The sequence below is a fragment of the Pseudolabrys sp. FHR47 genome, from assembly GCF_005153485.1.
Taxonomy (GTDB): Bacteria; Pseudomonadota; Alphaproteobacteria; order Rhizobiales; family Xanthobacteraceae; genus Pseudolabrys.
The window spans coordinates 4361245-4381656 of record NZ_CP039740.1 but is presented as its reverse complement, the minus strand read 5'-3'; the positions used below and the strand labels follow the sequence as shown (position 1 = coordinate 4381656).

Sequence of the window (20412 nt, the reverse complement as noted above, 5' to 3'; positions counted from 1 at the left end):
GATTTGCGGCACCCGCGCCTAGCAGCTCGGGAGGTTCGCCGCCGCGGCGCCGGCGCCAGCCGTTGAGCCGGAGCCCGTGGGGCTACCCGACGCGGCAGAGTTCATGCCGGTCTGGCCGCTCATGCTGCCCTTTGTTCCGGACGCCGAGCCGCTGGCCCCGCTGCCGGTCGTCGCCGCACCGCTACCCGACTTACCCGACTTACCCGACATGGCGCTCTTGAGTTGCACCTGGCCGTTGGCGTCGCGGCAGTGCGTCGCCGCCGAAACCTTGCCGGATGCGCCGGTGGTTGAATTCATGTTGGACTGAGCCGAGGCCCCGGCGGTCATCATGAGCGTGGCGGCCGAAGCGATGAGCGCGAGTTTCGCAGCATTCATGGAACATCTCCTGGTGTGGCGCCACCCAGCGCCTCAACAATGAAGCGTGCGCGCCATCGTTCCGGCCAGAGACGGAATATCTGCGAAAGGTCAGACCTGCTTGCCTAGTTGCGGCGACATTTGCATCGCCGCGCCGCAAGCCCGCCAAATATCAGGCGACGCGGCGGCCGGCGCTCCACACCGCGCGCACTGCCGCGCCGTCCGGCGTGACATGAACGCGAATGGCATCGGCGCGCTTGCCGACCGCGATCTCGCCGCGATCGCCGAGGCCGACGGCCTCGGCCGGCGTCTTCGACACGGTGCGAATGGCCGCGGGCAGATCGTAATTCGGTGCTTCTTTCGGCAGCATCAACGCCGCGAGCAGCAGACTCGACGGCACATAGTCCGACGACATGAGATCGAGCAGGCCGGCGCGGGCCAGTTCGGCGGTTGCGACATTGCCGGAATGCGAGCCGCCACGCACGAGATTAGGCGCCCCCATCATCACCTTGATGCCATTGGTGTGCAGATCTTGCGCCGAGGGAACGTTGGTGGGGAATTCCGCAATGGCGACGCGATCCTTGACTGCCTGATCGACGTGCTCGGGCGTGGTGTCGTCGTGGCTGGCCAGTGGCGTGCCGAATTTGCCGGCGAGCTCGACCAGGCCCTTGTAGTTGTCGGCGGCGTATTTCTCCGACAGCTCGATTCGCCGGTTGAACATCTCGTCCAGCTCGGCGTCGTTCATGCCGCTCTTACCGCGATAATACTCCCGGAGCTTCTGCGGATCCTGAAACTGGCGCTGGCCCGGCGTGTGATCCATCAGCGACAGCAGCCGCACGTCAGGGCGGCCGATCAGTTCGGCGGTGTCGACAACGACCTTCGGCATCGGCACCTCGCAGCGCAAATGCAGATAATGGTCGATGCGCAACAGGCCTGCGGCGCGCGCCTTGTCGATGGCGCCCGACAGTAGCGCCGCCTGACCGTCGGCGGCCTCCGCGCCTTCCTCGCGCCAGACGCGCAGCGAGTCGAGCACCGTGGTGATGCCGCTGGTGGCGATCTGCGCGTCGTAGGACACAACGGCGGACACGGCGTCCCACTGTACTTTCGGCCGCGGCTGCACATGGGCCTCGAGATGGTCGGTGTGCAGTTCGACGAGGCCGGGCAGCAGCAGATCGCCCTCGGCATCGACGCCTTTCTCAGGCGCCTTGCCTTCGCCGATCTCGGCAATGCGGCCACCATCGAAGGCGACATAGCCGCTTTCGATCACGCGGTCGGCGAGGACGATGCGGGCGTTTTCAATGATATCGGACATAGCTTCTCTAGGCGGCCGTGGCAAAACGGGTGACGTCAACGGCGACGTCGGCGATGTCGTCGCGGACCTGCTCGTCGTGAACGATGGCGACGATCGCGGCGCCGCGGCTTTTCCGCTCGCGCACGATATCGACGACCACGGCGCGGTTCTTCGCGTCGAGCGAGGCGGTCGGCTCGTCCAATAGCAGGATCGGATGCTCCGGCAACAGCCCGCGCGCCAGATTGATGCGCTGCTGCTCGCCGCCGGAGAAGGTGGCCGGGGGCAGGCTCCACAGCCGCTCCGGCACGTTGAAGCGCTTGAGCATGGCGGCGGCGCGCGACGTGGCCTCGTCGCGGGCGACGCCCTTGGCGATCAGCGGCTCGGCGACAATGTCGAGCGCCGAGATGCGCGGCACCGCACGCAGGAACTGCGTCACGTAGCCTAGCGCGCGCTGGCGCACGGCGAGGATGCGGCGCGGCGCGGCGGTGGCGAGATCGACTTGCGCCTCGCCGTCGCGCACCAGGATGGCGCCTTCGTCAACGCGGTAGTTGCCGTAGATCAGCTTCAGGATCGACGACTTGCCGGCGCCGGACGGACCGGTGAGCACGACGCAATGGCCGGCCTCGGCCTTGAAGCTGACGTCGCTCAACACCGGCAGCTTCAACCCGCCTTGCAGATGCATGACGAAAGTCTTGGCGACGTCTTTGAGTTCAAGCGCGGGCATTGGGATCGCTCACACCGGCAAAATCGAGGACACGAGAAGCTGCGTATAAGGCTGATGCGGATCGTCGAGCACCTGATCGGTCAGGCCAGCCTCGATCACCTCGCCGCCTTTCATCACCATGATGCGGTTGGACAGCAGCCGCGCCACGGCGAGATCATGGGTGACGATGATGGCCGCGATGCGCATTTCCGAAACGATACGGCGCAGCAGATCGAGCAGGCGCGCCTGCACCGAGACGTCGAGGCCGCCGGTCGGCTCGTCCATGAAGATGAGGCGCGGCGCGGTGACGAGGTTGCGCGCGATCTGCAGGCGCTGGCGCATGCCGCCCGAATAGGTGCGCGGCGTGTCGTCGATGCGGTTCTCCGGAATTTCGACGCGGCCAAGCCAGTCGGCGGCGGTGGCACGGATGCCGGCGTAGTTGCGCTGACCGATGGCCATCAGCCGCTCGCCGACATTGCCGCCGGCGGACACGCCCATGCGCAGGCCGTGCTGCGGGTCCTGATGCACATAGCCCCAGTCGGTGCGCAGCAGGAACCGGCGCTCCGGTTCGCTCATGTCCCACAGGCTCTTCATGCCGCCATCGCGCATGCGATAGAGAATGCGTCCCGAGGTTGGCTCGATTTGCGTCGACAGCATCTGCAGCAGCGTCGATTTGCCGGAACCGGATTCGCCGACCACGGCCATCACTTCGCCCTCGTAAAGTTCGAACGAAGCGTCGCGGCAGCCGAGTTGGCGGCCGTAATATTTGGTCAGGCCTTCGGCGATCAGCAGGGGCTTGTCATCTTCGAACGGCGTCATGCGCTTGCCTCGCTGAAGACGACACGAAAGCTGTAGCCGTGGCGCTCGAAACCGATGTTCTCGTAGAAGGCGTGCGCCCGCTCGCGCTTGGCGTTCGAGGACAGCACGATCTTGTAGCAGTGCTTCTCTTGCGCCCGCTCCATGGCGAAAGCCATCATGGCGCGGCCGACGCCGCGGCTGTGCAGAGATGGCCCGACGGCGACGTCCTCGACCACCGCCGACGGCGCGCCGAGATGGCCGAGATTGTCCATGATCAGTAGCGCGAATGTGCCGACGATGCGGCCTTCGAGTTCCGCGACATAGAGCGTGTAGTCGGGATAGCGCGCGAAGCGATCGAAGATGCGCTCGGCATCGATCGTCGGCAGCACATTGCCGTCATCGAGATCGGGCTGCGCATACAGCGCCAGCACGCCGGGCAGGTCGCGCTTCTCCGCCTCGCGGATGGTGATGGCGTCGAGCTCAACCATGCGCGGCCTCGTTCGGGCCCGCCGCCGCGGGGTCATCCTGCGGTCCATGATGGCCATCGGCGCGGCGCTGTTCGCAGAAATCTGTGTCGGAGCAGACGAACATGCGGCTGCCCGCGTCGTCGGTGATGACCTCGTCGAGATAGGAGTTGGCCGCGCCGCACAGCTCGCAACAGGCATCATGCCGATACGGCTCGAACGGATGGTCGTCGAAGTCGAGCGATTTCACATGCGTGTAAGGCGGGATGGCGTAGATGCGCTTCTCGCGGCCGGCGCCGAACAGTTGCAGCGCGGCGCTGTCCGACAGCTTCGGATTGTCGAACTTCGGAATCGGCGAGGGGTCCATCACATAGCGGCCGCCGACCTCGACCGGGTAAGCGTAGGTCGTCGCAATATGGCCGTGCCGCGCAATGTCCTCATACAGTTTCACATGCATCAGGCCGTATTCGGACAAAGCATGCATGCGCCGGGTCTCGGTCTCGCGCGGCTCGAGGAAGCGCAGCGGTTCCGGGATCGGCACCTGATAGACCAGCACCTGGTTCTCGGTGAGCGCGGTTTCCGGAATGCGATGGCGCGTCTGGATGACGGTGGCGTCTTCGGTGCGCGTCGTCGTCTCGACGCCGGCGGTCTTGACGAAGAATTTGCGGATCGAGACGGCGTTGGTGGTGTCGTCGGAGCCCTGATCGATCACCTTCAGCGTATCGTCGGGGCCGAGAATCGACGCGGTGACCTGCACGCCGCCGGTGCCCCAGCCATAAGGCATCGGCATTTCTCTGGAGGCGAAGGGCACCTGATAGCCGGGTATGGCGATCGCCTTGAGGATCGCGCGCCGGATCATGCGCTTGGTCTGCTCATCGAGATAAGCGAAGTTGTAAACCGGCGCGCTCATTCGGCGGCATCCTGCATGGGTGTTTCGCTGGCAGCGTCGCGCGCGTTAAACTCGGCCTGCAGCTTGCGCAGCAAGCCGAGCTCCGACTGGAAGTCGACATAGTGCGGCAGCTTCAGATGCTCGACGAAGCCGGTCGCCTGCACATTGTCGGAATGGCTGAGGACGAACTCCTCGTCCTGCGCCGGCGAGCCGGTTTCTTCGCCCAGTTCGCGAGCGCGCAGCGCGCGATCGACCAGCGCCATGGCCATGGCCTTGCGCTCGCTCTGGCCGAAGACGAGGCCGTAACCGCGCGTGAAGCGCGGCGCCTGCGTGCCGTTCCCGGTGAACTGGTTGACCATCTGGCACTCGGTGACGCTGATTGAACCGAGCGGCACAGCGAAGCCGGCATCCTCGGCGAAGAACTCGACCTCGACCTCGCCGTACCGGATTTCGCCGGCGAAGGGATGGGTGCGGCCGAAGCCGCGCTGGGTCGAATAGCCGAGCGCCAGCAGGAAGCCTTCATCGCCGCGCGCGAGATTCTGCAAACGCAGGTCGCGATTGGCGGGGAACGACAGCGGCTCGCGTGTCAGATCGCCGACTTCCTCGGCCGGCGGATCGTCGCCCTCGATCAGGTCGCCGCCGGCCAGCAATTCCGCCACGGATTTGAAACGCGTGCCGTCCGCGGGTGCGGTGGCGGGTTCCTCGACCTCGCTCTGTTCGGCGAGCGTGTGATCGAGCAGGCGGTGCGTGTAGTCGAAAGTCGGGCCGAGTACCTGGCCGCCGGGCAGATCCTTGAAGGTTGCCGAAATGCGCCGGCGAATGTCCATGTCGCCGGTTTCCAGCGGCTCCGACGCGCCGAAACGCGGCAACGTTGTGCGATAGGCGCGCAGCAGGAAGATCGCTTCGATCAGGTCGCCGCGCGCCTGCTTGATGGCGAGTGCGGCCAGCTCGCGGTCATAGAGCGAGCCTTCGCACATCACGCGATCGACCGCGAGCGCAAGCTGGTTATTGATCTGGTCGAGCGAGATTTCCGGCACATCGCGGTCGCCACGCCGTGCGTCGGCAAGCAGCTTGTGAGCGTTGTCGATGGCGCGTTCGCCGCCTTTGACTGCGACATACATGGCTCAGCGCTCCTCCACCGTGACCGAACGCGGCAGCGCCGCGATATCGTTGCCGGCCACCAGCACCAGATCGACGCCGCGCGGGAACAGCGCGCGATTCTCCTTCATGCGGGCGGCGAAATCGGCAGGCAGGGGAGACGCCGCGAACTCGCGCGTCGTCTTGACGCCGGGGCCCTTGAGCGTGATCGCGTCACCGGTAAAGCCGTCGATCTGCACGATCACCGTCGTGGAGCGGTCGGGATATTCCGGCGTGCCTTGCGCGAAGCGGGCGAAGTCCGGCAGAGCGCAGGCATCGGCGATCAGCGCGAAGGCAGCCTCACCCGGCTCGCGCGTGATCGGCGCGCCGGTGTGAAACCTGATCCAGTCGGCGACCTTCTTCTCGGCGGCAAAGGCAGCATCGAGCCACAGCGGCGTCTCGTAATCGGCGAGACTCTTGATCAGCGCCGCGGTCGCGGGCGCAAAGGGCGTCGGGGCTTCGACGCCCTTGAGCGTGCGGATGCTGCCGGGCCGGGCCATGCAATCCATCAGGGCGCGGAATGACGCCTGACTTTCGTAGGCGGGATCGAACTCGGGCGTGTTGGCGGTGATGTCCAGCATGTCAGTCTTCCCCGCGCACCAGCGTGAAAAAATCGACCCTTGTGGCTGCGGTGCGGGCGCGCTCGAGATTCGTCTTCTCTTGCTGCCGCTGACGCAGCGGCGCGAGCACCTGTGTTTCGACCGCGTCGCGTTTGTCGTCGACCTGCCAGAGCGCGTCGCACAGCGCGACCAGCCGCGCCTTTTCGCGGTCGCGGCCGAGCACATAGCCGAAGCCGGTCTCGCCGGAGGAAAGCTGCACCGCCGCTCGGGTCACAGTCGCCTCGCCGGCATTGAACGGCGCCCCGCGCGAACCAATGCGGCCGCGCAACATGACGAGGCCGACTTCGGGTGCACGAGGTTCCGAGTAGGCGAGCCCGTCATCCAGCTGACGCAGACGGTCGGCAATCTCTTTCGAATCGGCGCGCGCCAGAACGGCCAGGGCCTTCCGCCGTTTGGCCAGTTCGGCCAAGGCGTTGGCGGAATTTCGATCGGTGTCGGGCGTCATTGGCGCATGCCTCGGGCGGGCCCATTGCGAAGTTGTCTACTTGACTAGACAAGTGTCATTTATAACTTGTCTAGCCGACTAGACAAGTTATTAATGCGCAGCCGTGACGCCGTGATGACAGGGCCGCCATGCTGACACGCACTCCCCGGGGGATTTCCAGAGGATCGTCGGACCGCGACGATCTGCTGGCGCGCGGCGTCATGCTGTGGCGCTGCATCGCTGACGACTTCGAGCAGGCGATCCTGGTCGGCAAGCACGACAACGGCTCAAAGCTGCCGACCGAGAGCGAGATCGCCGGGCGCTACGGCGTCAACCGCCACACCGTGCGCCGCGCCATGGCGGAACTGGCAGCGCGCGGGCTGGTGCGCACCGAGCGCGGCAGCGGCACTTTCGTCAAAACCGACAAGCTGAATTATCCGATCAGCCAGCGCATGAAGTTTTCTGAGATCGTGGCCGCCGCCGGCCACGAGGCGGAAGGCCGCCTGCAGGGCCATCGTCATGAAGCGGCAAGCGGGGACGTCGCGCGCGATCTCGGCATCAAGCCGGGCGACGAAGTGGTGCGTCTGGAGATTTTGCGCGCCGCCGACCGCGTGCCGATCTCGGTCTCGACCTCATGGTTGCCGGCCGACCGCTTTGGCGACGCCGCCAAGGTGTTCCGCCGCGCCCGCTCGATCACGCGCACGCTCGAACACTTCGGCGTCAAGAGCTATCGCCGCAAATGGACGCGCATCAGCGCCGGTTTCACCGACGCGGTCGATGCTGGTCGCCTGCGTTTGTCGGTGCATCGGCCGATTCTCATCGCCGAGGGTCTCAATGTGAGCGACGACGATGCGCCGATCATGCTGTCGCGTGCGCGTTTCTCCGCCGACCGCGTGGCACTGATTGTGGAAAGTTGAGCAAGCGGCGTGTGTCATGCGACTGTCGTTAATCGGGCGTCTTTAACACCATGGCCAACAAGCTCTCCACCACACCGGTCGTCGATCCGAGCGCCGAACTCACGCGCACGACGCTCGGCGCCTACACGGAAGTCGGCGAGCGCACCAAGCTTCTCGAAGTTGAACTCGGCGATTACTCTTATGTCGTCAACGACAGCGACATCGCCTATGCAACCATCGGCAAGTTCACCTCAATCGCGGCGATGACCCGAATCAATCCGGGCAATCACCCGATGCACCGCGCAACGCAATCGCATTTCACCTATCGCGCCAGCGCCTATTTCGATGGAGCTTCCGACGAGGCGGAGTTCTTCGCGTGGCGGCGTTCGTTTCACGTGACGATCGGACATGACGTCTGGATTGGTCACGGCGCCATCGTGCTGCCCGGCCGCTCGATCGGTACCGGAGCCGTGGTCGGTGCCGGCGCGGTCGTCACCAAGGATGTTCCGCCTTACATGATCGCCGTCGGCAATCCGGCGCGTGTGCTGCGTCCGCGCTTTCCGGCGGCAATCGCCGAGCGCATGATGGCGCTTGCCTGGTGGGACTGGCCGCACGAGCGGCTCGGTCAGGCGCTCGCCGATTTCCGCGCGCTCAGCGCCGAACAGTTTCTCGACAAATACGAAGGCGCGCCGGCGCTGCAGGCCGCGGGTTAAGGACAGTGATGCGTATTCAGGGCGGGCAGGTTCTGGCGGGCGGCGGCTTCGTCGAGGCCGATGTTGAGATCGAGGGCGGCGCCATTGCGTCGGTCGGCGCGAGCGGCGGTAACGGCCGCAGCTTCGATGCGCGCGGGCTCTATGTGCTGCCGGGCATTGTCGATATCCACGGCGACGCCTTCGAGCGCCAGTTGATGCCGCGGCCCGGTGTCGGTTTCCCAATCGATATTGCCTTGCAGGACAGCGACCGCCAGGCGGTCGCCAACGGCATTACAACGATGTTTCACGGGCTCACCTGGTCGTGGGAGCCGGGGCTGCGCGGTGCCGAGAATGCGCGTGCCGTGCTCGGGGCCATCGAGACGCTGCGGCCGTCGCTCGGCGCCGACACGCATTGTCACCTGCGCTACGAAACCTTCAATCTCGATGCCGAGAGCGAAGTGACCGACTGGCTCGGCGCGCGCCGTATCGGCATGCTTGGCTTCAACGACCACATGCCAAGCGCCGATGCGCCGCCGCGCACGCGCAAGATCGCCGAGATGGCGGCCCGCGCCGGCCTGACGGTCGAGGATTTTAACGCGCTGGTCGAGCGGCTGCGCAGCCGTTCCGATGAAGTGCCGGGCTCGATCGAGCGCCTCGCCGGGGCCGCCAACGCCGGCGCGGTGGCGATGCTCTCGCACGACGATATGTCGCCGCAGCAGCGGCAATGGTTCCGCGCGCTCAACTGCCGGGTCGCAGAATTTCCGATTAACGTCGAGACCGCCGAGGACGCAACCAAAGCTGGCGACCATGTCGTCATGGGCGCCCCCAATGTCGTGCGCGGCGGCAGCCACATCGGCTGGGTCGCTGCCGCCGACATGATCGCGCGCGGCCTGTGCACGGTGCTGGCGTCCGACTATTACTATCCGGCGCTGCTGCTCGCGGCGTTTCGGTTGGCGCAGGACAACGTGCTGCCGCTTCATCAAGCCTGGGCCTATGTCTCGGAACATCCGGCGCGTGCGGCGGGCCTCTCCGACCGCGGCACCATCGAAGCCGGCAAGCGCGCCGATCTCGTCCTTGTCGAGGCCGCCGATCCGCAGCGGCCGAAAGCAGTGGCGACCATGACCAACGGCCGCTTCGTCCATCTTGCCGATAGCGGCCGTTTGCACTGAGAACGGGTGAGGTCATGGCGGCACGCTATGCCATTTATTATGCGCCGGCCGCCGACAGCGCACTCTATCGTTTCGGCGCCGCCGCCCTCGGCTACGACGCCTATCGCGGCAACGACGTGTCATACCTCGATGGCGTCGATGCCGCGGTCTGGCCGGTGCTGACGCGCGAGCCGCGCATCTACGGCTTTCACGCGACCATGAAGCCGCCCATGCGGCTCAAGGACGGCGTCGCCGAACGCGATCTGGTTGCCGCGTTTGGCGCGTTCGTAAAGGAGCAGGCGCCGGTTGATGCGGGCACGCTCGTTGTTCGCGAACTCGGCTCGTTCATTGCGCTGGTGCCGGACCAGCCATGCGCGACGCTTAATCGTCTGGCGGACGCCTGCGTCGAGGCCTTCGACGGCCTGCGCGCGCAGATGACTGAGCAGGAACTAACCAAGCGGTTGGCGCCGGGCTTGAGCGATCGGCACATCGAATACCTTTATCGCTGGGGTTATCCTTATGTGTTCGAAGACTTTCGCTTCCATATGACCCTCACCGGCGCGCTGGCGGTGCAGAAGCGGACCGGTGCCTTCAAATTCCTTTGCAATAAATTTGAGCAGATTCCCGAGGCAGCGACTCTGACAGTCGATCGTCTGGTCATTTCCAGGCAGGCGGCTCCTGGCGCCCCCTTCGTCGTGCTGCATGAAGCGGCACTCGGTACCTCAGCCTAAAGACCGTACCCGCGCATCATCCTGACCTATCGGGCGTTTTCGCGTCTCTGTCGGAAAGACGCGCCGCATTCATCCGACTGTCACATGCGGTTGTTAGCGATTGTGACAACGAGGTCAGGAGGGCGCGGCGTGACAACGCAAGCTGTCATCGACGCTATCGGTATTTCCAAATCCTATCAGCGCGGCAAACCCGTGCTGAACGACGTATCCATCTCGCTCGAGCGCGGCGAGATGGTGGCGTTGATCGGTGCGTCGGGATCCGGCAAGTCAACGCTGATCCGCTCGCTGGCCGGTCTCATTCCCATCGACTGGGCGCGCGACGGCAAGGATGCCGGCCACATCAGCGTGCTCGGGCATTCGATTCAGCGCGGCGGCCGAATCCGTTGCAATCGCAATCTGCGGGCCCGCATCGGCGTGATCTTCCAGCAGTTCAACCTGGTGCCGCGGCTGTCGTTGCTCACCAATGTCTGCTTCGGCCTGCTCGGCCGTTTGCCGACCGCGCGCGGTACACTCGGGCGCTTCAGCGACGACGACAAGCGCGTTGCCATGCAGGCTTTGTCGCGCGTCGGCATTGCCGAGCATGCGCTGCGCCGCGCCAGCGAACTGTCCGGCGGCCAGCAGCAGCGCGCCGCGATCGCGCGCTCGCTGGTGCAAGGCGCCGAGTTGCTCATCGCCGACGAGCCGATCGCCTCGCTCGATCCCGCCTCGTCGCGCCGCGTCATGGATCTCATTGCCGACATGAACCGCAATGACGGCCTGACCGTGCTGGTATCGCTGCACCAGGTCGAATACGCGATGAAATACTGCCCGCGCACCATCGCGCTCAAGGACGGCAAGGTCGCCTATGACGGCCCGTCGAGCGCTCTGACGCCGGCTTTTCTCAACAACATCTACGGCGCCGAGTCCGAGGAACTGTTCCTGCCGAATTTCGGCGGCGCGGCAGAGCCGAGCCACGGTTCGCACTGGTCGGACCCGCAAGGCGCCCTGAACGGCAACGGTCATTGGTCCGATCCGCCGGCGGTTGTCATGCCGGCTGCATCGGCCGTGAGTATCACGAGGCCGCACGCGAATGCCGGGCGCCTGACCGCCTGAGCGCGGTCATCGCCCGTCCCGACTGACAAGAAACGACTGCAACAGGAGAAGGCACTATGCGCAAGCTAGCCATGCTTGGTACCGCTCTGGCCGTCGCCGCGAGCCTCACGGCGACCGCGGTTCAGGCCCAGACGAAGGAAATCAACTTCGGCATCATCGCGACCGAAGCGAGCAGCAACCTGAAGACCATCTGGGAGCCCTTCCTGGCCGAGATGTCCAAAGGCACCGGAATGAAAGTCAATGGGTTCTATGCGTCCGACTATGCCGGCGTGATCGAGGCGATGCGCTTCAAGAAGGTGCAGATCGCCTGGTACGGCAACAAGTCGGCGATGGAAGCGGTGAACCGCGCTGATGGTCAGATCTTCGTGCAGTCGGTCGATTCGGACGGCAACCCGGGCTACTGGTCGCATCTGATCGTGCAGAGCGACTCGCCGATCAAGAGCCTCGAGGATGTGCTCAAGTGCGACAAGACCGTCAATTTCGGCATCGGCGATCCGAACTCGACCTCGGGCTTCCTGGTTCCGACCTCGTATATCTTCGCGGCCAAGAACATCGAGCCGAAGGATTGCTTCAAGACCGTGCGCAACGCTTCGCATGAAGCGAATGCCATGGCAGTCGCCAACAAGCAGATCGACGTGGGCACCAACAACAGCGAAAACCTGCGGCGCCTCGAAAAGACCGCGCCCGATGCCGCCAAGAAGATCCGCGTCATCTGGACATCGCCGCTCATCCCGAGCGACCCGATCGTCTGGCGCAAGGACCTGACCACCGAGGACAAGACCAAGCTCTATACCTTCCTGCTGAGCTACGGCCGCGTCGGCACGCCGGACGAAATCGCCGCCGCCAAGAAGGTGCTCACCGGTCTGCAGTGGGCGCCCTTCAATCCGTCGGGCGACGATCAATTGCTCCCGATCCGCATCCTCGAAGCCAACAAGTCGATCATGAAGATCAAGGGCGACGCCAAGCTGTCGGCCGACGACAAGGCTGCGCAGGTCAAGGCGCTCGAGGCCGACATCAAGAAGTGGCAGGCCGAGGCCGACAAGGCCAGTGCCAGCCCCTTCCGCAAGAAGGTCGCCGAGTTCCAGGCAGCCGACAAGGCCGGCGATCAGGCCAAGCTCAAGAAGATCATCGCCGAACTCGCGACGTCCGTGACCTCGACGCCGATGAACTGAGTCGCTACCGGGCGCCGACCCTTGCGGGCCGGCGCCCTTTTTCCGTCCCGCGCCAACTGCGAGCCTGCTCATGACCGACGCCACCGCTCCCCTCGGCCCGCAACACGGCAAGCTGACGCCGGACGTCACCGTTCCGCGCTATGCGCTGTCACACAGGGTCAAGAGCTGGACGATTTGGGTCATCATCTTCGGCCTGCTGGTGTGGAGCTGGTCGCCGGCGGAGATGTTCCGCGTCACGTCTCTGGTGACCGACTGGCGCAATATGGCGGAGTTCGGCCAGGCATTCCTTAGGCCGAATTTCCACGAGTGGGAAAGTTACCTGATCGACATGGTGGTGACGATCCAGATCGCGATCTGGGGCACGGCGCTGGCCGTCATCTTCGGCATTCCGGTCTCGATTCTGTGCTCGTCCAATGTCGCGCCGCAGTGGATCGTGCAACCGGTACGGCGCCTGATGGATGCCTGCCGCGCCATCAATGAAATCGTGTTTGCCCTGCTGTTCGTCGTTGCTGTGGGCCTCGGTCCGTTCGCCGGTGTGATGGCGTTGTTCGTTCACAACCTCGGCATTTTCGCCAAACTGTTCTCCGAGGCCGTTGAGGCGGTCGATCCGCGCCCGGTCGAAGGCATTCGCGTTACCGGCGCGGTGCGCGTGCAGGAAGTGATCTTCGGCGTTATTCCGCAGGTGATGCCGATGTGGTCGTCACTGACGCTGTATCGCCTGGAAACCAATGTGCGCTCCGCCACGACGCTCGGCATCGTCGGCGCTGGCGGCATCGGCCAGACATTGTATGAAAGCATCCGCAGCTTTCACTACGCCGAGACCGCGGCGCAGATCATCATCGTCGTGCTGACCGTGATGCTGCTCGACATGCTCAGCTCGCGCATTCGCGCCACGTTGGTCTGACGGGATTACCGGTAGACTAGTGCTGGACCGGCGACGGCCGACGGGTGCGCGGCTTTGCGTGATTTCGCCTACGCGCGCTCAACACGGCACGCGCATTGTGCGGGTCAATCTCGCCCGACAGGATGCGCCTGGCGACCTTGAGCCAGTACAGCGCTTCGCTGTCGTCGTCGCACGATTCTGCCGATGTTTTCATCTGCGGCATCCCAAGGAACTGCTCGCGAGAGCCACGATGCTAGCCAAGTGGTGAAGTCTGTAAACGACGCCGCGAGCGATATCGTGGGATAACGCGGACTGAAATACCAATGTCATAAAACTGTCATGAAAAATCGCGCTGCGAATGCGAGCCAGCTCGAAAAAATCGGCAATTATCTCAGCGCGTTACTTCTTCATGCGGCAGCGTTGTTGACGGCATTGCATCTGCCGTTACGCTAACGGCCGTCAATCGGGTGGTATTGCCCGCACTGACCTGCTGGCCACAACACGGGCGTGAGTGCGACATGTCGAAAAAAGACGACACCATCAAAGCGCTTAAGAAGAAACTCAAGAAGTTGAAGGCGGAACTCGACGCGCTGAAGGGGCCGGGCACCAAGAAAGACAAGAAGGCCAAGAGCGCCAAGGGCGCTGACAAGAAGAGCGCGACGAAGAAAGCCGAAAAGGCTGCCGGGTCAGCCAAAAGCAAGCCAGGCAAAAAGAGCAAAGCGAAGAAATCGAACGCCGCCAAGACGCCGCCTGCCAAGCCGGAGACGATGAAGATCGTCACCAGCGAGCCGACCCCGCTGCCGCCGCCAGCCCGCATCGCCGCGGGCTGACGTTCTCCTGCCGCTTTTGCGTCAGCCCGCCACCGCGGGCTGCAGCTGCTGCCGCCGCCGTTGCAGCACCACGACGCCGGCGAGCACCACGAGCGCCGGGATGAATAGCCAGAACCGGCTCGGCCGGTCGGCGGGCGTCAGCACCGCCAGAACCTCGTCGCCGGTCGCCAGTCCGTATTGCGTCGCCTGACTGCCGAAACGCACGGCGCCGATCTGCGTGCGATCGCCCATGGTCATGACGCCGAAACCGGCGGCGCGCAGGCGCTCCGGTCCGGTCGCGCCTTCGCGCAAGGCGAGGCGGACGACCTTCTCGACCTCGTCGCCGGCCCGCGTCTGGCTCTTCACGCGGAAGCGGATCGTCGATCCGAGCGGCACATCGTTCGCCACCTTGATGAGATCGGCCGCCGGCCGCGTCACGTAAGGATCGAACACCCGATCGACCCAGAAGCCGGGACGGAACAGAGTGAAGCAGATCAGGAACAGCGCCACGGTTTCATACCATCGGCTCTTCGTCAGCATCCAGCCCTGCGTTGCGGCGACGAAGCAGCCCATCGCCACCGTGCAGGATGCGATCACCAGCACCAGCTCGGCCCAGCTGTGGATGTCGATCAGCAGAAGCTGGGTATTGAAGATGAAGATGAACGGCAGCAGCGCGGTACGGACCTCGTAACGGAACGCCTGCACGCCGGTCTTGACCGGGTCGGCACCCGAGATGGCTGCAGCCGCATAGGCCGCAAGACCCACCGGCGGCGTCACGTCGGCCATCAGGCCGAAGTAGAAGACGAACATATGCACGGCGACGAGCGGCACGGCGAGGTCGTTCTGCGCGGCGAGTTCGACCAGCACCGGCGCCATCAGCGTGGCGACGACGACATAGCTCGCCGTGGTCGGCATGCCCATGCCGAGGATGAGACAGATCACAGCCGTCATCAGCAGCATGATCATGAGATTGCCGCCGGAAACCGCTTCGACGATTTCCGTCATGACGAGGCCGACGCCGGTCAGCGCCACGGTGCCGACGATGATGCCGGCCGAGGCGGTGGCGATGCCAACCGACGTCATGTTGCGCGAGGCGCCCTGGAACGCGGCGATCAGGTCGTCGAAGCCATCGCGCAGCCGCGCGACGTATTCATGCTCGTTACGGAAGAAGGCGAGCAGCGGGCGTTGCGTCAGCATGACGACGATGAGCAGCGCGGTGCCCCAGAACGCCGACAGGCCGGGCGACAGCTCTTCCACCATCAGACACCAGATCAGCACGATGACAGGCAGCAGATAATGCAGCCCGGTATTGGCCGTGGCGTAAAAGTCCGGCACCTTGACGATGGCCTTGGTGAGGTCGTCGGTCGGCAGATCGGGATGCGTCGCCTTGTGACGGATCAGCCCGAGATAGACGGCGATCAGGACGATGCCGAGCACCCAGGTCGCGGCATCGCCGAATGCGGTCTTGGTCCAGCCGATGCCGTAATAGACGAGCCCGCTGAGGATGATGATGCCGCAGACGGTCATCAGCGCCCGCAGCAGCACATGATGCGCCGGTGCGGTCGAGGCGCGCGGCAGGCCGCGCAGACGCATCTTCGCCGCTTCGATATCGACGATGTAGAACAACGCACCGTAGGTCAGAATGGCCGGCAGGAAGGCGTGCTTCACCACCTCGGCATAGGTAATGCCGACATATTCCGCGATGAGGAACGCCGCGGCGCCCATCACCGGCGGCATGATCTGGCCATTGACGCCAGCGGCGGCCTCGATGGCGCCGGCTTTGGTCGCAGAATAGCCGACGCGCTTCATCAGCGGAATCGTGAAGGTGCCGGTCGTCACGGTGTTGGCGATGGACGAGCCGGAAATCATGCCGGTGAGGCCCGAGGCAGCGACGGCGGCCTTGGCCGGGCCGCCGCGATAGGTACCGAGCATGGCGAAGGCCATCTGGATGAAATAGTTGCCGGCGCCGGCGCGCTCCAAGAGGGCGCCGAACAGTACGAACAGGTACACCACGCTGGTCGAAACGCCGAGCGCGACGCCGAAGATGCCTTCCGACGTCAACCACATCTGCGACGAGGCGCGCGACAGCGAGGCGCCCTTGTGCGCGAGCAGGCCCGGTAGCCACGGTCCGGTGAAGATGTAGAGCAGCATGATCCCGGCGATGATCGCCAGGGCCGGACCGACGGCGCGGCGCGCGGCTTCGAGCAGGCAGAGCACGCCGATCGTCGAGATGATGATGTCGGCCGTGGTCGGCAGGCCTGGCCGCAGCGCGATGGCGTCGTAGAACACCAGCAGATAAAGCGTCGCGGAAATGGACAGTAGCGCGATAATCCAGTCGCCGATCGGAATGGTGGCGCGCGACGACGATTTGAAGGCGGGGAATGTCGTGAAGACCAGCAGGAACGCGAAGGTGAGATGGATGATGCGCGCCTTGCCGTCGTTGATCACGCCGAAGTTGAAGGTGTAGGGCAGCGGCGAGGCGTACCAGAGCTGGAACAGCGCCCAGGCGAGCGCGATGCCCACGATCAGCCGCTTGTTGAAGCCGGTGGCCTTGCGGCCGCCGGTGTCGGCTTCCGCGACCATGGTCTCAAGCTGCTCGCGCGTCGCGCTTGATTGATTAACGTCGGTCATCGCAGGTCCCCTCAGGCCCGAAACTTCGCAATACAAAGCGCGGCGTTGCCGCCGTCTGTTGTGAGTCAATTCTGGCGTATGCCGCCATCCTGTCGAAGCAGGATCGCGAAAGGCGGCGTCCGCCCTTCGCGATCACGCTCCAAAGAAACAGGGGCGGCTTTGCGCCGCCCCTGTCCTGGTCCGGACTTACATCCAGCCCTTTTCCTTGTAGTACTTCGCGGCGCCCGGATGCAGCGGCGCCGACAGGCCGTCCTTGACCATCTTCTTCGGATCGAGATGAGCGAAGGCCGGGTGCAGCTTCTTGAACTCTTCAAAGTTCTCGAACACCGCCTTGGTCATCGCATAGACGGTCGCTTCCGGAACCTTGGCCGACGTGACGACGGTCGCGAGCACGCCGTAGGTCTCGGTCGGGTTCGGGTTGTTGGCATACATGCCGCCCGGAATGGTCGCCTTGGCGTAGTAGGGATACTCCTTGACCAGCGCGTCCACCGCCGGACCGGTCAGCGAGATCAGCTTGGCGCCGCAAGCCGTGGTCGGATCCTGGATCGCGGCCGACGGATGGCCGACGCCGTAGTAGAAGCCGTCGATCTTGTTGTCGCAGAGCGCAGTGCCTTGCTCGTCGGCTTTCAGCTCCGCGGCCAGCGAGAAGTCCGAGAGCTTCCAGCCGAGTTTGCCGAGAAGCTGTTCCATCGAGGCGCGGGTGCCCGAGCCCGGATTGCCGACATTGAAGCGCTTGCCCTTGAAGTCCTCGAACTTCGTGACGCCCGCTTCCTTGCGCGCCAGCACGGTGAACGGTTCCGGATGCACCGAGAACACGGCGCGCAGGTCGGCGTCAGCCTTGTCCTTGAACGCGCCTTCGCCCTTGGAGGCGTTGTACTGCACGTCCGATTGCGACAGGCCGAACTCGAGTTCGCCCGACTTGATCGCGTTGACGTTGAACACCGACCCGCCGGTCGATTCCACCGAGCAGCGGATACCGGTGGTGGCGCGATCCTTGTTCATGAGACGGCACACCGCGCCGCCGACCGCGTAATAAACGCCGGTGACGCCGCCGGTGCCGACGGTGACGAATTTCTGCTGCGCGAGCGCCGGCGAGCCGGTGAGCACCGCGATCAGGCCAGCCGCGGCAACGCCGCCGGTCAATGTCATCTTGTTCATATCAAATCCCTCCAACCTGGTTGTCTCGTTACGCAACTTGTCCCGTCATTCAACTTACCTCGTTACTCAACGGGCAATGTTTGGACCTTGTACGCTGGGTCCATTGTCACGCATTTCGGCACGTCACCGCAATGCGCATTCTTTGCCGTCGGTCCTATGAACCGATGGCCGCGTCGACCGCCTCGCCCAATCTTTCGACGATTTGATCGATCGTATCATTGTCGCTGATGAATGGCGGGGCCATCAGCACGTGATCGCCGCTTTTGCCATCCTTGGTTCCGCCCATCGGGTAAACCATCAGGCCGCGCGCCATGGCTTCCTGCTTGATCCGCGCGTGCAGCTTGCGCGCCGGATCGAAAGGTTCCTTGGTGCCGCGATCGGCGACGATCTCGATGCCTTGAAACAATCCGCGCCCACGCACATCCCCGACGAAAGGATGATTGCCGAAGCGCTCCTGCAACCGGCGCGACAGCCGCGCGCCCTGGGTCTTGACGTTGGCGAGAAGATTGTCGCGGCGGATGACGCGCTGCACCGCGAGCGCCGCCGCGCAGGCCAGAGGATGGCCTGTATATGTATGGCTATGCTGGAAGGCGCCCGAGCCCTTGGCAATCGTATTGAAAATCTTGCCGCTCAGCATCAGCGCGCCGATCGGCATGAAGCCGCCGCCGAGGCCCTTGGCGATCGCCATCAGGTCCGGCGCGACGCCATCCTGCTCGCAGGCATGCAAGGTGCCGGTGCGGCCCATGCCGCACATCACCTCGTCGAGGATGAGCAGGATGCCGTGCCTGTCGCAAATCTGGCGCACGCGCTTGAAATAGCCCGGCACCGGCGGCACTGCGCCGAGCGTGGCGCCGACCACGGTCTCGGCAATGAAGGCGAGCACATTGCTGCCGCCCAGCTCGTCGATCTTCGCTTCGAGTTCTTGCGCCAGCCGCTCGCCATAGGCTTCCGGCGTTTCGGTCGCCAGCCGGTCGCGATACTCGTATACTGGCGAGACCTGATGCGTTTCGATCAGAAGCGGCGAAAAATCGCGTTTGGCCGAGGGACGGCCGCCGACCGACAGCGCGCCGAAGGTGATGCCGTGATAGCTCTGCCGCCGCGAAATGAGATGACGGCGCTGTGGCTCGCCGCGTTCGACCGCGACCTGCCGCGCCATTTTGATGGCGGCCTCGATGGCTTCCGAGCCCCCGCTGACGAAAAAGACATGATCGATGCCGGCCGGCGCGTTGGCAGCGAGTTCGTCTGCCAGCTCCTCGAGCGCCGGGGTGGTGAAGAAACTCGTATGCGCGAACTCGATCTTGTCGAGCTGCGCCTTCATGGCATCGATCACGTCGCGATGACCGTGGCCGAGGCAGGACACCGCGGCGCCGCCGGAAGCGTCGATATATTGCTTGCCGGTCGAATCGTAGATGTGAACGCCTTCGCCGCGCACGGCGACCGGGTAATCCTTGCCAATCTGGCGATGTAGTACGTGAGTCATCAACGGTTTCCTGAAGCGAGTGCCGCGGGCTTGTCGGCGAAGAGAGCGATGGGCGATCGGCGCAGATGCGCCATCAGGCGCTGCACGGCAGGGCCTGCGCGCGCACGATCGCAAAACGCATAGATGGTGAAAGGCGCCGACCAGCGATTGTCGCCGGCCGCCTTGATCTTGCCTTCGGCCACCGCTTCGGCGGCCGCCGATTCCGGCAGCCAGCCGATGCCATGGCCGGCGACGATCATGTTGTGAAGGGCGCTGGCGAGATCGGACTCGAATGCCTTGTAGGAATGAACCGGCGCGGGCGCCGACTGCATGATGAGGTCGGCCATGCGGCCCATGAAGGTGCTGGTCGAATAATTGAGCAGCGGGAAGGGTGCCTTCGCCGTTCCCGGCAGTTTGTACGCCGGCTGGCCGTTCTTCGCCGCGACGTAAGGGCGGAACCATTCGCTGGCGATGGCGACGCGGTCGTAATGATCCGGGTCGAGGAAGATCGGCTGCTGGGCGTGGTGGAAGACGAGCAGCACGTCGGCGAGGCCGGCCACATGCGCCGTCACGGCGTCATGCACATTGCTGGCGAGCAGGCGGCATCCGGACGCGCCGGTGATGCCCTGCCATTCGCTCCACCATGCCGGGAAGCGCGAAATGGCGAGCGAGTGCGGCAGGGCGAAAGTGACGATCTCCTGACCGACTTCAGGGTCGTCGTTGATGCCGGCGCGCGCATCGACCATTTGCTGAATGATGTCGGCGGCGGTGCGGCGGAAGCGTTCGCCGGCCGGGGTCAGTTTGGTTGGATAGCAGGAGCGGTCGATCAGTTCGACGCCGAGCCAGGACTCGAGTTGCTGGATGCGGCGGCTGAAAGCCGGTTGCGAGGAGTGACGCGTCGCCGCGGCTTCAGTGAAGTTGCTCACCTCCGCCAGACTTAAGAAGTCCTGCAGCCAACGAAAATCCATACGCACTCCCGAGACGCCGGCGAACGATAATCGGCCTTGGCCCAACTTATCATGCAAATTTTGCATAATGGCTCCGCGCTCGCCGGCGTAAGG

Annotated in this window: 21 protein-coding genes; 8 read left to right on the top strand and 13 right to left on the bottom strand. The window is 64.5% G+C overall.

Going from position 1 to position 20412, the window contains the following annotated elements; translation table 11 throughout:
• Positions 1–18 precede the first annotated feature (18 nt).
• From E8Q40_RS21200 to phnG, 9 genes are all read right to left on the bottom strand, one after another.
• The gene (locus E8Q40_RS21200; RefSeq protein ID WP_137046395.1) at positions 19–375 is read right to left on the bottom strand and encodes a hypothetical protein; all 357 of its coding nucleotides are present in this window, start codon (positions 373–375) and stop codon (positions 19–21) included.
• Between the two features lie 151 nt (positions 376–526).
• Complete coding sequence (locus E8Q40_RS21195) at positions 527–1666, bottom strand: alpha-D-ribose 1-methylphosphonate 5-triphosphate diphosphatase (protein ID WP_137046394.1); 1140 nt, start codon at positions 1664–1666, stop codon at positions 527–529.
• Between the two features lie 7 nt (positions 1667–1673).
• Positions 1674–2369, bottom strand: coding sequence for a phosphonate C-P lyase system protein PhnL (phnL, locus tag E8Q40_RS21190; RefSeq protein WP_137046393.1), 696 nt, complete (start codon positions 2367–2369; stop codon positions 1674–1676).
• 9 nt (positions 2370–2378) lie between these two features.
• Complete coding sequence (gene phnK, locus E8Q40_RS21185; protein WP_137046392.1) at positions 2379–3167, bottom strand: phosphonate C-P lyase system protein PhnK; 789 nt, start codon at positions 3165–3167, stop codon at positions 2379–2381.
• Positions 3164–3634, bottom strand: a complete 471-nt coding sequence (locus E8Q40_RS21180; protein ID WP_137046391.1) for a GNAT family N-acetyltransferase — start codon at positions 3632–3634, stop codon at positions 3164–3166. The genes phnK and E8Q40_RS21180 overlap by 4 nt, the downstream gene beginning before the upstream one ends.
• Positions 3627–4520 (bottom strand): alpha-D-ribose 1-methylphosphonate 5-phosphate C-P-lyase PhnJ, encoded by an 894-nt coding sequence (locus tag E8Q40_RS21175; RefSeq protein ID WP_137046390.1) that lies wholly within the window; start codon positions 4518–4520, stop codon positions 3627–3629. The genes E8Q40_RS21180 and E8Q40_RS21175 overlap by 8 nt, the downstream gene beginning before the upstream one ends.
• Positions 4517–5620, bottom strand: a complete 1104-nt coding sequence (locus tag E8Q40_RS21170; RefSeq protein ID WP_137046389.1) for a carbon-phosphorus lyase complex subunit PhnI — start codon at positions 5618–5620, stop codon at positions 4517–4519. The genes E8Q40_RS21175 and E8Q40_RS21170 overlap by 4 nt, the downstream gene beginning before the upstream one ends.
• A gap of 3 nt (positions 5621–5623) precedes the next feature.
• The gene (phnH, locus tag E8Q40_RS21165) at positions 5624–6217 is read right to left on the bottom strand and encodes a phosphonate C-P lyase system protein PhnH (protein WP_137046388.1); all 594 of its coding nucleotides are present in this window, start codon (positions 6215–6217) and stop codon (positions 5624–5626) included.
• Between the two features lies 1 nt (position 6218).
• On the bottom strand, positions 6219–6701 hold the full coding sequence (gene phnG, locus E8Q40_RS21160; RefSeq protein WP_137046387.1) for a phosphonate C-P lyase system protein PhnG: 483 nt from the start codon (positions 6699–6701) through the stop codon (positions 6219–6221).
• Between the two features lie 128 nt (positions 6702–6829).
• On the opposite strand from phnG, the gene phnF reads away from it, so the two are divergent.
• The 8 genes from phnF to E8Q40_RS21120 all read left to right on the top strand — a co-directional run bounded on the left by phnF (position 6830) and on the right by E8Q40_RS21120 (position 14124).
• Positions 6830–7597, top strand: coding sequence for a phosphonate metabolism transcriptional regulator PhnF (phnF, locus tag E8Q40_RS21155; protein ID WP_137046386.1), 768 nt, complete (start codon positions 6830–6832; stop codon positions 7595–7597).
• Between the two features lie 50 nt (positions 7598–7647).
• Entirely contained in the window at positions 7648–8289 is a 642-nt protein-coding gene (locus E8Q40_RS21150) for a DapH/DapD/GlmU-related protein (protein WP_137046385.1), read from the top strand.
• A gap of 8 nt (positions 8290–8297) precedes the next feature.
• Positions 8298–9437 (top strand): alpha-D-ribose 1-methylphosphonate 5-triphosphate diphosphatase, encoded by a 1140-nt coding sequence (locus tag E8Q40_RS21145; RefSeq protein ID WP_137046384.1) that lies wholly within the window; start codon positions 8298–8300, stop codon positions 9435–9437.
• A 14-nt stretch (positions 9438–9451) separates the two neighbouring features.
• Positions 9452–10147: a DUF1045 domain-containing protein gene (locus tag E8Q40_RS21140; RefSeq protein WP_137046383.1), complete on the top strand. Its 696-nt coding sequence runs from the start codon at positions 9452–9454 to the stop codon at positions 10145–10147.
• Positions 10148–10276: 129 nt separating this feature from the next.
• Positions 10277–11239, top strand: coding sequence for a phosphonate ABC transporter ATP-binding protein (phnC, locus tag E8Q40_RS21135; protein WP_246662947.1), 963 nt, complete (start codon positions 10277–10279; stop codon positions 11237–11239).
• A gap of 56 nt (positions 11240–11295) precedes the next feature.
• The gene (gene phnD, locus E8Q40_RS21130) at positions 11296–12411 is read left to right on the top strand and encodes a phosphonate ABC transporter substrate-binding protein (RefSeq protein ID WP_137046381.1); all 1116 of its coding nucleotides are present in this window, start codon (positions 11296–11298) and stop codon (positions 12409–12411) included.
• 70 nt (positions 12412–12481) lie between these two features.
• Positions 12482–13315 (top strand): phosphonate ABC transporter, permease protein PhnE, encoded by an 834-nt coding sequence (phnE, locus tag E8Q40_RS21125; protein ID WP_137046380.1) that lies wholly within the window; start codon positions 12482–12484, stop codon positions 13313–13315.
• A gap of 497 nt (positions 13316–13812) precedes the next feature.
• Positions 13813–14124: a hypothetical protein gene (locus E8Q40_RS21120; protein WP_137046379.1), complete on the top strand. Its 312-nt coding sequence runs from the start codon at positions 13813–13815 to the stop codon at positions 14122–14124.
• A 21-nt stretch (positions 14125–14145) separates the two neighbouring features.
• Here the strand turns inward: E8Q40_RS21120 and E8Q40_RS21115 are convergent, their stop codons facing one another.
• The 4 genes from E8Q40_RS21115 to E8Q40_RS21100 form a co-directional block, all read right to left on the bottom strand.
• The gene (locus tag E8Q40_RS21115; RefSeq protein ID WP_137046378.1) at positions 14146–16734 is read right to left on the bottom strand and encodes a TRAP transporter permease; all 2589 of its coding nucleotides are present in this window, start codon (positions 16732–16734) and stop codon (positions 14146–14148) included.
• 186 nt (positions 16735–16920) lie between these two features.
• Entirely contained in the window at positions 16921–17892 is a 972-nt protein-coding gene (locus E8Q40_RS21110; RefSeq protein WP_137046377.1) for a TAXI family TRAP transporter solute-binding subunit, read from the bottom strand.
• Positions 17893–18046: 154 nt separating this feature from the next.
• Positions 18047–19372: an aspartate aminotransferase family protein gene (locus E8Q40_RS21105; RefSeq protein ID WP_137046376.1), complete on the bottom strand. Its 1326-nt coding sequence runs from the start codon at positions 19370–19372 to the stop codon at positions 18047–18049.
• Positions 19372–20319: a LysR family transcriptional regulator gene (locus tag E8Q40_RS21100; protein ID WP_137046375.1), complete on the bottom strand. Its 948-nt coding sequence runs from the start codon at positions 20317–20319 to the stop codon at positions 19372–19374. Before E8Q40_RS21100 ends, E8Q40_RS21105 begins: the two co-directional genes overlap by 1 nt.
• Positions 20320–20412: the final 93 nt, after the last annotated feature.

Bases quoted from the DNA above. Each gene is read 5' to 3' on its own strand.
- E8Q40_RS21200 (WP_137046395.1), bottom strand. From the start codon at position 375: ATGAATGCTGCGAAACTCGCGCTCATCGCTTCGGCCGCCACGCTCATG.
- E8Q40_RS21145 (WP_137046384.1), top strand. From the start codon at position 8,298: ATGCGTATTCAGGGCGGGCAGGTTCTGGCGGGCGGCGGCTTCGTCGAG.
- phnG (WP_137046387.1), bottom strand. From the start codon at position 6,701: ATGACGCCCGACACCGATCGAAATTCCGCCAACGCCTTGGCCGAACTG.
- E8Q40_RS21105 (WP_137046376.1), bottom strand. From the start codon at position 19,372: ATGACTCACGTACTACATCGCCAGATTGGCAAGGATTACCCGGTCGCC.
- phnL (WP_137046393.1), bottom strand. From the start codon at position 2,369: ATGCCCGCGCTTGAACTCAAAGACGTCGCCAAGACTTTCGTCATGCAT.
- E8Q40_RS21170 (WP_137046389.1), bottom strand. From the start codon at position 5,620: ATGTATGTCGCAGTCAAAGGCGGCGAACGCGCCATCGACAACGCTCAC.
- E8Q40_RS21140 (WP_137046383.1), top strand. From the start codon at position 9,452: ATGGCGGCACGCTATGCCATTTATTATGCGCCGGCCGCCGACAGCGCA.
- phnK (WP_137046392.1), bottom strand. From the start codon at position 3,167: ATGACGCCGTTCGAAGATGACAAGCCCCTGCTGATCGCCGAAGGCCTG.
- E8Q40_RS21115 (WP_137046378.1), bottom strand. From the start codon at position 16,734: ATGACCGACGTTAATCAATCAAGCGCGACGCGCGAGCAGCTTGAGACC.
- phnH (WP_137046388.1), bottom strand. From the start codon at position 6,217: ATGCTGGACATCACCGCCAACACGCCCGAGTTCGATCCCGCCTACGAA.
- E8Q40_RS21110 (WP_137046377.1), bottom strand. From the start codon at position 17,892: ATGAACAAGATGACATTGACCGGCGGCGTTGCCGCGGCTGGCCTGATC.
- E8Q40_RS21120 (WP_137046379.1), top strand. From the start codon at position 13,813: ATGTCGAAAAAAGACGACACCATCAAAGCGCTTAAGAAGAAACTCAAG.
- E8Q40_RS21100 (WP_137046375.1), bottom strand. From the start codon at position 20,319: ATGGATTTTCGTTGGCTGCAGGACTTCTTAAGTCTGGCGGAGGTGAGC.
- phnE (WP_137046380.1), top strand. From the start codon at position 12,482: ATGACCGACGCCACCGCTCCCCTCGGCCCGCAACACGGCAAGCTGACG.
- E8Q40_RS21195 (WP_137046394.1), bottom strand. From the start codon at position 1,666: ATGTCCGATATCATTGAAAACGCCCGCATCGTCCTCGCCGACCGCGTG.
- E8Q40_RS21150 (WP_137046385.1), top strand. From the start codon at position 7,648: ATGGCCAACAAGCTCTCCACCACACCGGTCGTCGATCCGAGCGCCGAA.
- phnD (WP_137046381.1), top strand. From the start codon at position 11,296: ATGCGCAAGCTAGCCATGCTTGGTACCGCTCTGGCCGTCGCCGCGAGC.
- E8Q40_RS21175 (WP_137046390.1), bottom strand. From the start codon at position 4,520: ATGAGCGCGCCGGTTTACAACTTCGCTTATCTCGATGAGCAGACCAAG.
- phnF (WP_137046386.1), top strand. From the start codon at position 6,830: ATGCTGACACGCACTCCCCGGGGGATTTCCAGAGGATCGTCGGACCGC.
- E8Q40_RS21180 (WP_137046391.1), bottom strand. From the start codon at position 3,634: ATGGTTGAGCTCGACGCCATCACCATCCGCGAGGCGGAGAAGCGCGAC.